The sequence below is a fragment of the Acinetobacter sp. AKBS16 genome (assembly GCF_002899995.1).
GTDB classification, from domain to species: Bacteria; Pseudomonadota; Gammaproteobacteria; order Pseudomonadales; family Moraxellaceae; genus Acinetobacter; species Acinetobacter baumannii.
This window is the reverse complement of sequence record NZ_POYH01000016.1, coordinates 1-13,479: the sequence shown is the minus strand read 5'-3', so window position 1 is coordinate 13,479 and position 13,479 is coordinate 1. Positions and strand designations below refer to the sequence as shown.

Genomic DNA, 13,479 nt, shown 5'->3' with positions numbered 1-13,479 from the left:
CCTACCAGAAGTTACCTTAGGTTTACTACCGGGCGGCGGTGGTATTGTACGTATGGTCCGTCTGCTTGGTCTTCAAAATGCATTCCCATTTTTAATGGAAGGTAAGCAGTTCGGTGTCGATAAAGCCAAATCTTTAGGCCTAATTCATGACACAGCTGAAAATGAACAAGAACTTTTAGATAAAGCGATTGTTTGGATCAAAGCCAATCCAAAATCTCAACAGCCTTTTGATGTGAAGGGTTATAAAATTCCGGGTGGCGATCCAAAAACTCCGGCAGTTGCACAAGTTCTTGCCATTGCACCAGCCATGTTAAAAGACAAAACCAAGGGCTGCTATCCTGCTCCTGAAGCGATTATGGCTGCCGCAGTTGAAGGTGCTCAAGTTGATGTCGATACCGCCTTGCGCATCGAGTCTCGCTACTTTACTCAACTAGCAACAGGCCAAATTTCTAAAAATATGATTGGCACTTTCTGGCACGGCCTAAATGCAATTAAGTCGGGTGCTAGCCGTCCTGCCGATATTGCAAAATGGCAAGCCACTAAAGTGGGTGTGTTGGGTGCGGGCATGATGGGTGCTGGTATTGCCTACGCCACTGCAATTAAAGGCATTCCTGTTATCCTTAAAGATGTATCTGTTGAAAATGCTGAAAAAGGCAAAGCTTATTCTCAGAAATTGCTAGATAAACGTGTTTCACAAGGCCGCATGACGGCAGAAAAACGTGATCAGATTTTATCGCTCATTACGGCCACAGCTTCTGCTGAAGATTTACAAGGTTGTGACCTGATTATTGAAGCCGTATTTGAAAACCAAGAGCTCAAAGCGAAAGTCACTCAAGAAGCTGAACAATACTTAGCGCCTAATGGTGTAATGGCATCAAATACATCCACCCTACCGATTACAGGTTTAGCGCAAGCAAGTAAGGATGATAAAGCATTTATTGGCCTGCATTTCTTTAGCCCTGTCGACAAAATGCAGTTGGTTGAGATTATTAAAGGTAAAAATACCTCCGCAGAGACACTTGCTAAAGCCTACGACTTTGTACAGCAAATTGGAAAAACGCCAATTGTTGTCAATGATAGCCGTGGCTTCTTTACCAGTCGTGTGTTTGGTACTTTTATTCAAGAAGGTATGCGCTTACTTGCAGAAGGCGTTCATCCAGCGCGTATTGAAATGGCAGCACTGAAAGCTGGCATGCCGGTAGGACCACTTGCGATTCAAGATGAAGTGTCTTTAACTTTAACGGAGCATGTTGCAAGTGAAACGCGTAAGGCACTACAAGCTGAAGGCAAAGAGTTACCGAAAACACCGGTAGATGAAGTGATTCATACCATGATTCATGAATTAAACCGTAAAGGTAAAGCTGCTGGCGCAGGTTTTTATGATTATCCTGAAAATGGTAAAAAGCACCTATGGGAAGGCTTAAACCGTTGGCAAAAAGATCATGATATCTCCGAGCAAGATATGATTGACCGTATTTTGTTTGTACAAGCCTTAGATACCCTACGTTGTTACGAAGAAGGGGTATTAGAGTCAGTGATTGATGCCAATGTCGGTTCTATTTTTGGAATTGGTTATGCCCCGTGGACGGGAGGAGCGATTCAATTCTTAAATCAATATGGTATTGATAAAGCACAAAAACGTGCCGAAGAGTTGGCTGCCAAATATGGTGAGCGCTTCACGCCCCCAAAGTTACTAAAAACTAAAGCTGAGCAGAAGCAAAATATTCAATAAGTTAGAGCTCTTGAATATTTAAAAATTGCATAAACCTTACCCATATAAATATATTTTATTTATATGGGTTTTTCTTTATGACCTTTAAGATTTCAGCCTTATACCTAAATATGCTATAAATAGACTTCATTTCTGTGCTTCTACAGCACATTCGAGATATCCTTATGTCCGATAAAAATTCTTCCGAATCAGCAATTTTAGGCTGGAAATTTGTTCTAATCGTCGGTGTTTTAAGTGCGATCTTCCTTGGCTTTTTCTATTTAGCAATGAGTAATGAGCCTGACTATATGCCAGGAGCACAGCGCAAAGCTCAACAGCATGAAATGCAGCAAAAAGCTGAGAAATCAACAGATCAGCAAACTCAGCATGACAATATGTCTGAAATGGACATGCAAGAACATCAGCATTCACATCAGTAATCAGATATTTTTCAAATGACAGATTTTTCTCGCAATGCACTGGTTGTAGAAGGTGGAGGCATGCGTGGTGCCTTTACCAGTGGTGTACTTGATGCTTTTCTACAACAGCAGTTCAATCCTTTTGACTTATACGTTGGTGTATCTTCTGGTTCGACCAATGTAGCTAACTACCTGGCAGGCCAACAAGGTCGCACGTTAACCTTCTATATTGATCATTCACTACGTCCTGAATTTATCGATTACAAGCGCTTCTTTAAAGGTGGTGATTTACTCGATTTAAAATGGATGTGGGAAATTGGCGAGCAAGAGCACCCGCTTGACCAGCAACGTCTTTTTGCGAGCAACCCTGACTTTTATATGGTACTCACCCATGCTAAAACTGGTCATGCTGAGTATCTTCGTGCTGGTAAAGATAATTTGCTAAATGCACTTCGTGCGTCTAGCTCAATTCCGGTTTTAACTCGTCATCCCGTCGATATTATGGGTGAACCCTACTTTGATGGCGGCGTTGCAGATGCTCTACCCGTTCGCTGGGCAGCTCAGCAAAGTGGTGTCAAAAAGCTATTAGTTTTACGTACTCGTCCGAAGAACTATTTTAAAGCCAGTAGCCGAGGCGACCAATTCCTTGCGAAATATGCTTTTAAACACCATTACGGTTTTGCAAATAGTTTGCGTAACCGCTGTGCCCGTTATAATGCTTCAGTTGAATTTGTTCGTAGCAGTAACCCAGAACAGCAAATTTTAGAGGTATGTCCACCGCCTCTTAAAAATATGGCAGGGCGTTTAACGACAAATCCGAAAAAGCTTCGTTACAGTTATGAAGTTGGTTTGGAAACAGGCTTACAGGCCATCGAAAACTGGAATGCGATGAAGTAGTTCAAAGTTGAGATTTCTAAAAAGGAATCTCAACTTAACGCTAAAGTCATATCAATATGTGGAATACCACAGTCTTGGTAAACTTCACCCTGCACTTTGAAACCTAAAGCTTCGTAAAAAGCCGTCACATAGGTTTGCGCGGAAAGCTTTAAATAAGGCAATTTATGTTGGCGCGCATATTCAATAATATGCTGCATTAGAATTTTACCTATACCCTGCTTTCGATAAGGCATTAAAACAGCAACACGCCCTACGCTATGCTGTGGCAACAAACGTGCTGTAGCGATAGGCTGCTCTTTGTCATACACCATAAAGTGCATAGCGGTGCTGTCAAAATCATCCCATTCATCTTCGGGTGCAATGCCTTGCTCTTGAATAAAGACTTGTTCACGGATGTATTTTGCATCTTCCTCAAACTGCGTCCAACTACCCGCTATAACTTTATACATCCACTCACCTTCCTAGCATTTGCAGCCAATATTTTCGATCGGCAACTGGTCTTGTAATAACAATTCCAAAGTCTGTTTTTTAATTCCATACATTTCTTTCAATGCTTGAATTTGAGCCATAATCTTGGCATCAGGTTGTGTCACGTTTTTGCGTTTAGTCGCCAAAATCATTTTATTTTTGCTGGTGTGTTCAAGCGATACAAACTCAAAAACTTTAGTTTCATAGCCATATGCTTTTAAAAGTAAAGCACGTAAGGTATCGGTCAACATCTCGGCTTGTTGTCCCGCATGAATACCAAACTGTAGCATTGGTTGTAAAACTTCAGGGCTATGTAGTTGTGGACGCAACTCTTTGTGACAGCACGGCGCACACATAATCATTGAAGCATTTAAACGAATTCCCGTATGGATAGCAAAGTCAGTCGCAATATCACATGCATGTAAAGCAATCATCACGTCCAGCTTTTCCGGCTGATAACTACGAACGTCACCTTCAAAAAAGTCTAAATGATTAAAATGTACTTTGTCTGCAACGTTCTGGCAAAATTCCACTAAATTACGGCGCAGCTCTACACCCGTAATGAGCGGAACCTTTTGTTGTTCTTGTAAATAATCATACAAAGCAAAAGTTAAATACCCTTTTCCTGAACCAAAATCGACAATATTTAACTCTTTTTGCTCAGCATCAATCTGCTCATATGCGCTCGCAAAAATTTCGATAAATTTATTAATCTGCTTCCATTTACGAGCCATGCTTGGAATGATTTGAGCTTTCTCATCAGTAATACCCAGCTCTTTTAAAAATGCACTACTCTGCTGTACATAACGCTGTTTCTCACGATCATGCGCTTGTACAGTTGGAGCGGTAGTCATGCTTTGCTTTTTACCCATATTAAGCATGGCTTTTTTCTTATTTTTTTTAAGCTGGATTTCTTGATGAGTGGAAAATAAATTCGCTTGTTTGCATTGCGTAATCAGTGCTGCAATCTGTTCTAAGCCATCTTCGAATGAATAATTTTTAGTCACATCTTGGGTGGTATGATGATATAGCGCGGAAAGTTGTTTTTTTCCATGTAGCTCCACAACACGGAAAGTAATTTTTTCCAGCTGGGTCAACTCTCCTTTATATTGGCTCAAAATCAAACGTTCAAAAGTCTGCTGATCAAGCATTTGTTTGATTTCATGAAAGAATTGCTGTTCTTGCTCAAAGGAGAAAACCGACACTGATATACCTAAAAAATGGTGACTCATATAAAGTGAAAGTTTAAAGGGTATAGGATTAAAAATAAAATAACTTTACGACTGTTTTGTATTTCTATACATTTGTATTTTTAATCAAAAAATAAACTTATGAGTAAATCGGTGTTAGAAACCTACGACCCAAAAGAAGAACTTTTTAATGCCTACAGCCATGGCGCTGGTGTGGTTATGGCAGTAATTGCCTCTGTCTTTTTAATTATAAAAGGATCTTATCTTTCCACTGCCCAGTGGATAGGTTTATGGGTATATGCTTTTAGCTTAATTCTCGTGTTTACTAGTTCGACTCTCTATCATTTTGCACAAACACAAAATTTACGTTACTGGTATAAAAAACTCGATCACACGGCTATTTATTATTTAATTGCTGGAACATATACCCCGTTCTTAAGCATTGCTATACCTACACAAAAAGCTCATATTTTACTTATTGCGCTCTGGAGCATTGCTGCAATTGGTACACTTTTCAAGTTAGTTTTTATTCACCGTTTTCAGAAAATTTCGCTACTTGCTTATGTCCTTATGGGTTGGCTTGCCGTTTTTGTAATGGATGATATGCGAACCTATTTAAGCAAAGATACTTTGATGTTATTGATTACTGGAGGTTTAGCTTACACCGTTGGAGCATTGTTTTACGCGTTAAAAAAGGTAAGATATACCCATGCGATATGGCATATTTTTGTGCTTTTAGGTGCAGGTGCACACTTTCTTGCTATCTATTGGTACGTTGTTTAGTCCATTTTTCACTCATATTCAGTGATCCTGAAAGAGTCATGGATGATGTTCTTTCACGCTATTCTTTTAAGAAAAATATGCCTTTAAAGAGAATAGTAAATTAAAAATAAATTTTAACTGATATAAGGACTTATATGGAGTCAACCTCTGCGACTGCTGCTCCTGTAGTAGCCACCAATTCGAAAACACGGGTTTTGTTTGCAAGTTTAGTCGGTACAACCATTGAGTTCTTCGACTTTTATATCTATGCAACTGCTGCCGTTATCATTTTTCCACACCTATTTTTCCCTGCCAGTAGTGGTAGTGCCGCAGTCTTACAATCACTTGCAACTTTTGCAATCGCCTTTATTGCCCGTCCTATCGGTGCAGCACTATTTGGGCATTTAGGAGATCGTATAGGTCGTAAAGCAACATTGGTGGCAGCATTGCTCACTATGGGTATCTCAACCGTATGTATTGGCTTATTACCAACCTATGCTCAGATTGGAATTGTCGCGCCTTTATTGCTCGCCTTATGTCGTTTAGGACAAGGCTTAGGCTTAGGTGGTGAATGGAGTGGTGCTGTTTTACTTGCTACAGAAAATGCGCCTGAAGGCAAACGTGCATGGTATGGCATGTTCCCTCAACTTGGCGCACCTATCGGTTTTATTTTAGCAACTGGTTCTTTTTTACTTCTAAGTGCTGCTATTCCTGAGCAAGCATTCATGCAATGGGGCTGGCGTATTCCTTTTATTGCAAGTGCTGTCTTGGTTATTGTTGGCTTATACATTCGTTTAAAACTTCATGAGACCCCTGCTTTCCAGAAGGTTTTAGATAAGCAAAAAGAAGTTAATATTCCATTTAAAGAAGTGGTGACAAAACACACGGGCAAACTTATTCTCGGTACAATTGCAGCAATCTGTACCTTCGTTGTGTTTTATTTAACTACAGTATTCGCACTTAACTGGGGAACAACCAAACTAGGCTATGCGCGTGGTGAGTTCTTAGAACTTCAACTGTTTGCAACCCTTTGCTTTGCAGCCTTTATCCCTCTTTCTGCCATTTTTGCAGAAAAATTTGGCCGTAAAGCTACTTCTATTGGTGTATGTATTGCTGCTGCAATTTTCGGACTGTTTTTCTCTAGTATGTTAGAGTCTGGAAACACACTCATTGTATTTTTGTTCTTGTGTACTGGCTTATCAATTATGGGCTTGACCTATGGTCCAATTGGTACTGTCCTTTCAGAAATTTTCCCAACCTCAGTACGTTATACGGGTTCAGCTTTAACGTTTAACTTGGCTGGTATTTTTGGTGCTTCTTTTGCACCGCTTATTGCAACTAAACTTGCTGAAACATATGGTTTATATGCAGTTGGTTATTATCTTACAGCAGCATCACTTTTATCATTAATCGCGTTTTTATTAATACGCGAAACAAAAAATGTAGATGTAAATAATCAGATTTAAATATTTTCAAACACCCTGATATAAAAAAGCCGGTTCAAAATTGACCGGCTTTTTTATATATAGAACTTAGTTCAATGATGCAGGATTTGCAGCTGTAACACTGTTTGGTACAGCTGGGGCAGTTACATTATTCGCTGCAACTGCTGCGGCACCAGCAACAGCAGCTTCACCAATTAATGCAACTTTTGCTTTTTCTTGGCTCTTTGGAGATAGAGCTGGGTTACTTGCAACAATACGGTTAATATTTGCAGAGTTTGCTGGAGCGATCGCAGCAGTTTGTAAAATGATTGGGCGATTACCCGTGTTACCCAATGTGTAACGAATACCTGTACGAGGGCTAATCACCGTCGTATTTTCTTGTTTCACTACAGCCTGAGCCGAAGTTGGGCCTTTTGCCGCAAGTACTTTATCAACCGTTGTGGTTTGAGGGGCTGAAGCTGTTTCTGCTGCGAAAACAAAACTTGGCACAGCAAGAACAGTTAAAAATAAAGGTTGTAATACTTTTTTCATTGTCTTTCCAACATACACTCTGGATGAGAAGTAAATAGCATTTAATGCTTAAAACTGCAAACATTATTCACAGGCTTACTACAAACGAAAAAAAAGCAGAACAAACGTTCTGCTTTTTTTTATAACACAAATTAAATTTTGCCGTGACACTGTTTATATTTCAAACCAGAACCACATGGACATGGAGCATTACGACTTTCAGGTACAGGGAACGTTTGTTGTTCAGTAGCCGAATCATTAAGTGCTTCTTGAGAAGCGGTCACTTCACCTGTTAATCCATCCACATCATCATGTTCAAAAGAAAGCTTCATTGCTTCTGCTTGTTGCTGCTGTTGAGCTTCCATTTCTGCAAGCTCTTCTGGTGTTGGAATATGTACGCGAGACAGATCAGTTACAACATCAGTTTTAATTACACCCAGCATGTTCACGAATAAGTTAAATGCTTCTTTTTTATATTCCTGCTCAGGATTTTTTTGCGCATAGCCACGTAAGTGGATACCTTGACGTAAATAATCCATTGCAGCCAAATGATCTTTCCAATGGCGATCAAGAGAATTTAAAACGAAATGACGCTCAAGCATTGCTGCAGATTCATCACCCATTTGTGCACGGCGCTGACGATAACGCGCAATCACTTCATCACTGATGCGTTCAACCAAGCCTTCTTCATCAAGACGTCGATCTTGTTCTAGCCATTCTTGAACTGGTAGCTCAATACCCAAATCAATACGTAAAGCATTTTCTAAGCCTTCCACATCCCATTGGTCATGGATTGACTCTGGTGGAATAAAGTTAGCAATCATCGCCTGCATTACTTCACGATGCATTTCTTCAACGTATTCTTGTAAAGTATTTTCAGCTAAGATTTCGTCGCGTTGTGAATAAATGATCTTACGTTGTTCATTATTCACATCATCATATTTAAGTAAGTTTTTACGAATATCGAAGTTACGTGCTTCAACTTTACGCTGCGCATTTTCGATAGAACGGCTTACCATTTTGTGTTCAATCGCTTCATCTTCTTTAAGCCCCATTGCACGCATCATGGCAACGACACGGTCACCTGCGAAAATACGCATGAGGTCATCTTCAAGAGATAAATAGAAACGAGAAACACCAGGGTCACCCTGACGGCCCGCACGACCACGTAACTGGTTGTCAATACGGCGTGATTCATGGCGTTCAGAACCAATAATGTGCAAGCCACCTGCTTGCAATACATCTTCATGGTCCTGTTCCCATTGCGCTTTTAGACGCGCTTCATCTTCAGGGGTAGGATTTTCAAGTTTGGCAAGTTTCGCTTTCCAGTTACCCCCAAGGATAATATCTGTACCACGACCGGCCATGTTTGTTGCGATTGTTACTGCATTCGGGCTACCTGCCTGAGCAATAATGTCTGCTTCACGCTCATGTTGTTTTGCGTTCAAAACTTCATGATGAATACCAGCTTGCTTCAATTTAGACGATAGAATTTCACTGGCTTCAATCGTTGCCGTACCAATAAGAATCGGGGCAACACCCTGCTGACGAATATTCATAATTTCTTGAATAATCGCGTTATATTTACCATTACGGTTTAAGTAGATTAAATCGTTCTGGTCATTACGAATCATAGGTCGGTGTGTCGGAATAATAACGACGTCCAGACCATAAATTTCTTTCATTTCCGCAGCTTCAGTATCGGCAGTACCTGTCATACCTGAAAGCTTTTTATAAAGACGGAAATAGTTCTGGAAAGTAGTTGTTGCTAAAGTCTGGTTTTCAGGTTGAATAGCCAAACCTTCTTTCGCTTCAACTGCTTGGTGTAAGCCTTCTGACCAACGACGGCCCGGCATGGTACGGCCAGTATGCTCATCAACAATAATGACTTCACCGTCATGAATAATATAGTGAACGTCGCGTTGGAATAGGAAGTGCGCACGAATAGCCGCAGAAACATGGTGAACGAGGTTTAGATTTGTAGCTGAATATAAGCTTTCGCCTTCCGCTAACAAACCCATTTGAATAAGTTCTTGTTCTACAGTTTCATAACCAATTTCAGTCATTTCAACTGAACGCTGCTTTTCATCAATCCAGAAATGTCCGCCATCGGCAACTTTTTCTTCTTTTTGCGGGCGTAATTTTGGTGGAATCGTATTGATTGCAGTATAGAGGTGTGAAGAATCTTCACTTTGACCAGAAATAATTAATGGTGTACGCGCCTCATCAATCAAGATTGAGTCGACTTCATCGATAATGGCATAGTGCAAACCACGTTGTTTCTTTTCTGCTAAAGAAAACACCATGTTGTCACGCAAGTAGTCAAAACCAAATTCGTTATTAGTACCATAGGTAATATCAGCAAGATAGGCAGCTGCTTTTTCTGCTGGTTCTTGCATTGAATAAATTGTACCAATGCTTAGACCTAAAAATTCAAATAAAGGACGGTTTAACTCAGCATCACGTTGTGCCAAGTAATCGTTTACAGTAATTACATGAACGCCTTCACCACTTAATGCATTTAAATAACACGCTAAAGTACCCATAAGGGTTTTACCTTCACCGGTACGCATTTCGGCAATTTTGCCTTCATGTAAGGTAATACCACCAATTAACTGGACATCGTAGTGGCGCATGCCCATTACACGTTTTGCTGCCTCACGACAAACTGCAAACGCCTCAGGGAGTAACTTATCTAAACTTTCGCCATTGTTATAACGTTGTTTGAATTCTGGAGTTTTTGCAGATAAGTCTGCATCGCTTAAAGCTGATATCGTCGGCTCGAGCGCATTGATTTGCTCAACAATTTTGCGCATGCGTTTGAGTTCACGCTCATTTTTTGTACCGAAGATACCTCCGATCAGACTTGCCAACATGGATAAACTCTCTAAATCTTGCTTGGTCAAATGAATAAATTTTTTCTCAGTCGTTTATTATGGTGTCAGAAATTTGAAGTACAAGGGGTTTGCACAAAACCCATAAAAAAAATCTGATCATTAGACAAATGGTTTTACCCATTTTCTAAGCCCCTTTAAAGCATCTGGCACCTAAAAACTCGACATTAATGCTCATCTATTGAGCACAACTTCCGAGAAATCTAATTTAGCAAATTTATCTTAAAGTTACATTGATTCAGCCTATAAATTCATATGTTTTGGTCATATATATTTACACTTATATAAAAAGTTCATAATAAAATATAAAAACAATAATTTTAATAATAAATAAATTGCGGCATAGTCATTTCAACATATAACAAATTTTAAGCAATTGAGGATTTATCATGACATTACGATTAGGCGATACAGCCCCTGATTTTCAACAAGAATCAAGCGAAGGCACTATTAATTTTTATGATTTTCTAGGTGATAGTTGGGGCATTTTATTTTCACACCCGGCCGACTATACGCCAGTATGTACAACTGAATTGGGTTATACAGCAAAATTAAAAGATGAATTTGAAAAACGTAATGTTAAAGCAATTGCTTTATCTGTAGATGATGTTGAGTCCCACAAAGGCTGGATTAATGACATTAATGAAACTCAAAATACAACAGTCAATTTTCCAATTATTGCTGACAAAGACCGCAAAGTATCTGAGCTATACGGTTTTATTCATCCGAATGCCAGTGAAACCCTTACTGTTCGTTCTTTAGTGATTATTGACCCAAATAAAAAAGTTCGTCTAATTATCACCTACCCTGCTTCGACTGGTCGTAACTTTAATGAAGTCTTACGTGTCGTTGACTCATTACAATTAACCGATAAGCATAAAGTGGCTACACCAGCAAACTGGCAACAAGGTGAAGATGTGGTCATTGTCCCTTCTTTAAAAGATGAAGAGGAAATTAAACAACGCTTCCCTAAAGGTTATACTGCGGTGAAACCTTATTTACGCCTCACACCACAGCCTGAGCAAGATTAAAGCCTTTAACAAGGCTTTAATCGAAGCGCAAGACAAACGCAGTGCGTAGGCAAGCATCTGAAAAGTTGCCTACAAGGCAAGCGCAGCGCGTAGGCAAGCGTCTGAAAGGTCCCCTGCAAGACAAGCAAAGTGCGTAGGCAAATATTAAAAAAATTCTAAATCAGCCAGTTCACGTAACTGAGCAAATATTTCCATATCAAAAGCCATCTCACCTGATGGCTTTTTTTACATTAATCAATACACATGGTTTTTACTGTTGAGATCAGTTATAACTTCCCAAGAGTTTGTGCAAAAAACAAAAATCATGATCCATAAAATTCATCATTTAAAATGCGGCAGTATGTGCCCTGTATGTGCACCTTTATTTGGGCAGAGAGGCTGGAAAGCTGAAATTGTTTGTCATTGTCTTTTGATAGAAACTGATCGAGGCCTTGTACTGATTGATACCGGATTTGGCCTACAAGATTATCTACACATGCAACAGCGCCTTGGCTCTTTAGTCAAACGGTTGGGGAAAATTGAACCGAATCTTGAGTTCAGTGCTATTCAACAAATTCAGAAACTGGGTTTCCATCCTAAAGATGTGCAGCACATTTTTGTGACTCACCTCGACTTTGACCATGCAGGCGGAATTTCAGACTTTCCCCACGCCACTGTCCATGTGCTAGCTACTGAATACAATGCTGCGCAACTGCCTAATTTTAAAGGTAAGCTTCGTTATAGAACTAATCAGTATAAACAACATCGGTACTGGAACTTTGTTGAGTATCAACAAGGTGAAAAATGGTTTAACCTTGAAAAAGTAAAAGGTTTACCCCTATTTCAAGATGAAATTTTAATGGTGCCATTATTGGGCCATTCTGCCGGACATTGTGGTATTGCGATAAAGCAACAAAATCAATGGTTATTATTTTGTGGAGATGCTTACTACTCACACCTAGAGCTAAATCCAGCAAATAAATTAAGATCTCTTACCCTTCTAGAAAAGACATTTGCTGAAGACAATGAAAAGCGTCTTATTAACCTAAAAAAATTACAGCATCTGGCTCAACATGAGCCAACGATTGAGATCATTTGTGCACATGACCCCCATGAGCTTCGGCGGTACCAAACATGAAAAAATTTTCGCTCATTACATTTGCGGTCTGTTTAAGCCTTCAAGGGTGTATGCAACACGAAAGTATTGCCCATGAGCACAGACCTCACGATTGGGGAACCTTAGTTTCTCAAACTCATAATTTTTATCAAATTAGCAATGATGTTTTCCGGAGTGAACAGCCCGATGCAGCCATGATTCCCGAATTAAAACACCATCAAATTGGGACTATTATTAACTTAAGAGCCAAAGCATCAGATGATTTAGTCTTTAAAAATGAAGACTTTAATCTTGTTCATATTCCGATTAATACATGGGCAATTGATCGACAAGATTTATTAGAAGTTATGCAGCAAATCCAGCTTGCCAAGCAAAATAATCAACGTGTTTTACTACATTGCTATCATGGTTCAGACCGTACAGGAGCCAGCGTCGCCATGTATCGAATTATTTTTGAAAACTGGGCAATTGATGATGCAGTGAAAGAAATGAAACAAGGGGGTTATGGTTATCATATTATTTGGAAGAATATTGACCGTTTATTTACCCCTGAAAATGTAAAATGGATTCAACAGCAACTGTCGAATCCATCTTAATTAGATTTCAGAATAAAATTAATCTGACTTACGCTGATCTAACGGCACCCAGTCAATCACCCAAGCTGACTTCATATTTAAACTGGCGTCAGAAGTAATTTTCTTACGTGTAGTATCTGCCGTATCTCTATCTTTTGCAGGACCAACCATAATACGGATACCTTTACTGGTTGGGCTCGTCGTAACCTTATAGCCTTTTGCACGTAATTTAGAGACTACAGCATCTGCATTTGCTTGGTTAGCAGCCAATGCAACTTGTACCATCCATTTTTTATCACCATTTTCAAGCAACTCACGTGCTTTCTCTGCTTCAGCTTTTTTCTCGGCCTCTGCCTTACGTTTCGCTTCAGCTGCTTTCTTGTCTGCTTCTGCTTGACGTTTCGCTTCTGCAGCCTTTTTGTCAGCTTCTGCTTGGCGCTTCACCTCTGCTGCTTTCTTATCCGCTTCTGCCTGACGTTTA

13 protein-coding genes are annotated in these 13,479 nt (G+C 39.8%); 8 read left to right on the top strand and 5 right to left on the bottom strand.

Annotated elements, in window-relative coordinates; translation table 11 throughout:
• The 3 genes from C1642_RS02540 to C1642_RS02530 all read left to right on the top strand — a co-directional run.
• Positions 1-1,732, top strand: a 1,732-nt coding sequence (locus tag C1642_RS02540; protein WP_103235862.1) for a 3-hydroxyacyl-CoA dehydrogenase NAD-binding domain-containing protein, incomplete at its 5' end; no start/stop codon positions are given.
• Positions 1,733-1,896: 164 nt separating this feature from the next.
• The gene (locus tag C1642_RS02535) at positions 1,897-2,151 is read left to right on the top strand and encodes a hypothetical protein (protein WP_032044159.1); all 255 of its coding nucleotides are present in this window, start codon (positions 1,897-1,899) and stop codon (positions 2,149-2,151) included.
• Positions 2,152-2,166: 15 nt separating this feature from the next.
• The gene (locus tag C1642_RS02530) at positions 2,167-3,027 is read left to right on the top strand and encodes a patatin-like phospholipase family protein (RefSeq protein WP_000129254.1); all 861 of its coding nucleotides are present in this window, start codon (positions 2,167-2,169) and stop codon (positions 3,025-3,027) included.
• A 29-nt stretch (positions 3,028-3,056) separates the two neighbouring features.
• On the opposite strand, the gene C1642_RS02525 is transcribed toward C1642_RS02530, so the two are convergent.
• A complete protein-coding gene (locus C1642_RS02525) occupies positions 3,057-3,476 on the bottom strand; it encodes a GNAT family N-acetyltransferase (RefSeq protein WP_002061438.1) in 420 nt (139 codons plus the stop codon).
• A 12-nt stretch (positions 3,477-3,488) separates the two neighbouring features.
• Entirely contained in the window at positions 3,489-4,700 is a 1,212-nt protein-coding gene (locus C1642_RS02520; protein WP_000110455.1) for a class I SAM-dependent methyltransferase, read from the bottom strand.
• 126 nt (positions 4,701-4,826) lie between these two features.
• Between C1642_RS02520 and trhA the strand changes: the two genes are divergently transcribed.
• Both trhA and C1642_RS02510 read left to right on the top strand, forming a co-directional pair.
• On the top strand, positions 4,827-5,468 hold the full coding sequence (gene trhA, locus C1642_RS02515; RefSeq protein WP_001984806.1) for a PAQR family membrane homeostasis protein TrhA: 642 nt from the start codon (positions 4,827-4,829) through the stop codon (positions 5,466-5,468).
• 134 nt (positions 5,469-5,602) lie between these two features.
• Positions 5,603-6,913 carry an MFS transporter gene (locus tag C1642_RS02510; RefSeq protein ID WP_000446412.1) on the top strand — a complete coding sequence of 437 codons (1,311 nt, stop codon included), beginning with the start codon at positions 5,603-5,605 and terminating at the stop codon, positions 6,911-6,913.
• A 66-nt stretch (positions 6,914-6,979) separates the two neighbouring features.
• Here C1642_RS02510 and C1642_RS02505 read toward each other — a convergent pair whose 3' ends face one another.
• Positions 6,980-7,423, bottom strand: coding sequence for a hypothetical protein (locus C1642_RS02505; protein WP_000757174.1), 444 nt, complete (start codon positions 7,421-7,423; stop codon positions 6,980-6,982).
• A 131-nt stretch (positions 7,424-7,554) separates the two neighbouring features.
• Positions 7,555-10,278: a preprotein translocase subunit SecA gene (secA, locus tag C1642_RS02500; protein ID WP_000881342.1), complete on the bottom strand. Its 2,724-nt coding sequence runs from the start codon at positions 10,276-10,278 to the stop codon at positions 7,555-7,557.
• 407 nt (positions 10,279-10,685) lie between these two features.
• On the opposite strand from secA, the gene C1642_RS02495 reads away from it, so the two are divergent.
• The 3 genes from C1642_RS02495 (at position 10,686) to C1642_RS02485 (ending at position 13,019) form a co-directional block, all read left to right on the top strand.
• Complete coding sequence (locus tag C1642_RS02495; RefSeq protein ID WP_000175334.1) at positions 10,686-11,327, top strand: peroxiredoxin; 642 nt, start codon at positions 10,686-10,688, stop codon at positions 11,325-11,327.
• 304 nt (positions 11,328-11,631) lie between these two features.
• Positions 11,632-12,444 (top strand): MBL fold metallo-hydrolase, encoded by an 813-nt coding sequence (locus C1642_RS02490; protein ID WP_193759253.1) that lies wholly within the window; start codon positions 11,632-11,634, stop codon positions 12,442-12,444.
• Entirely contained in the window at positions 12,441-13,019 is a 579-nt protein-coding gene (locus C1642_RS02485) for a dual specificity protein phosphatase family protein (RefSeq protein WP_004739892.1), read from the top strand. Before C1642_RS02490 ends, C1642_RS02485 begins: the two co-directional genes overlap by 4 nt.
• Before the next feature lie 18 nt (positions 13,020-13,037).
• Here the strand turns inward: C1642_RS02485 and C1642_RS02480 are convergent.
• Positions 13,038-13,479: SPOR domain-containing protein (locus C1642_RS02480; protein WP_146035310.1), on the bottom strand; the 442-nt coding region annotated here is incomplete at its 5' end.

What these genes read in the sequence shown, in the direction of transcription:
- C1642_RS02485 (WP_004739892.1), top strand. Translation starts at nt 12,441, where the DNA reads ATGAAAAAATTTTCGCTCATTACATTTGCGGTCTGTTTAAGCCTTCAA.
- C1642_RS02505 (WP_000757174.1), bottom strand. Translation starts at nt 7,423, where the DNA reads ATGAAAAAAGTATTACAACCTTTATTTTTAACTGTTCTTGCTGTGCCA.
- C1642_RS02510 (WP_000446412.1), top strand. Translation starts at nt 5,603, where the DNA reads ATGGAGTCAACCTCTGCGACTGCTGCTCCTGTAGTAGCCACCAATTCG.
- C1642_RS02525 (WP_002061438.1), bottom strand. Translation starts at nt 3,476, where the DNA reads ATGTATAAAGTTATAGCGGGTAGTTGGACGCAGTTTGAGGAAGATGCA.
- C1642_RS02535 (WP_032044159.1), top strand. Translation starts at nt 1,897, where the DNA reads ATGTCCGATAAAAATTCTTCCGAATCAGCAATTTTAGGCTGGAAATTT.
- trhA (WP_001984806.1), top strand. Translation starts at nt 4,827, where the DNA reads ATGAGTAAATCGGTGTTAGAAACCTACGACCCAAAAGAAGAACTTTTT.
- C1642_RS02490 (WP_193759253.1), top strand. Translation starts at nt 11,632, where the DNA reads ATGATCCATAAAATTCATCATTTAAAATGCGGCAGTATGTGCCCTGTA.
- secA (WP_000881342.1), bottom strand. Translation starts at nt 10,278, where the DNA reads ATGTTGGCAAGTCTGATCGGAGGTATCTTCGGTACAAAAAATGAGCGT.
- C1642_RS02530 (WP_000129254.1), top strand. Translation starts at nt 2,167, where the DNA reads ATGACAGATTTTTCTCGCAATGCACTGGTTGTAGAAGGTGGAGGCATG.
- C1642_RS02495 (WP_000175334.1), top strand. Translation starts at nt 10,686, where the DNA reads ATGACATTACGATTAGGCGATACAGCCCCTGATTTTCAACAAGAATCA.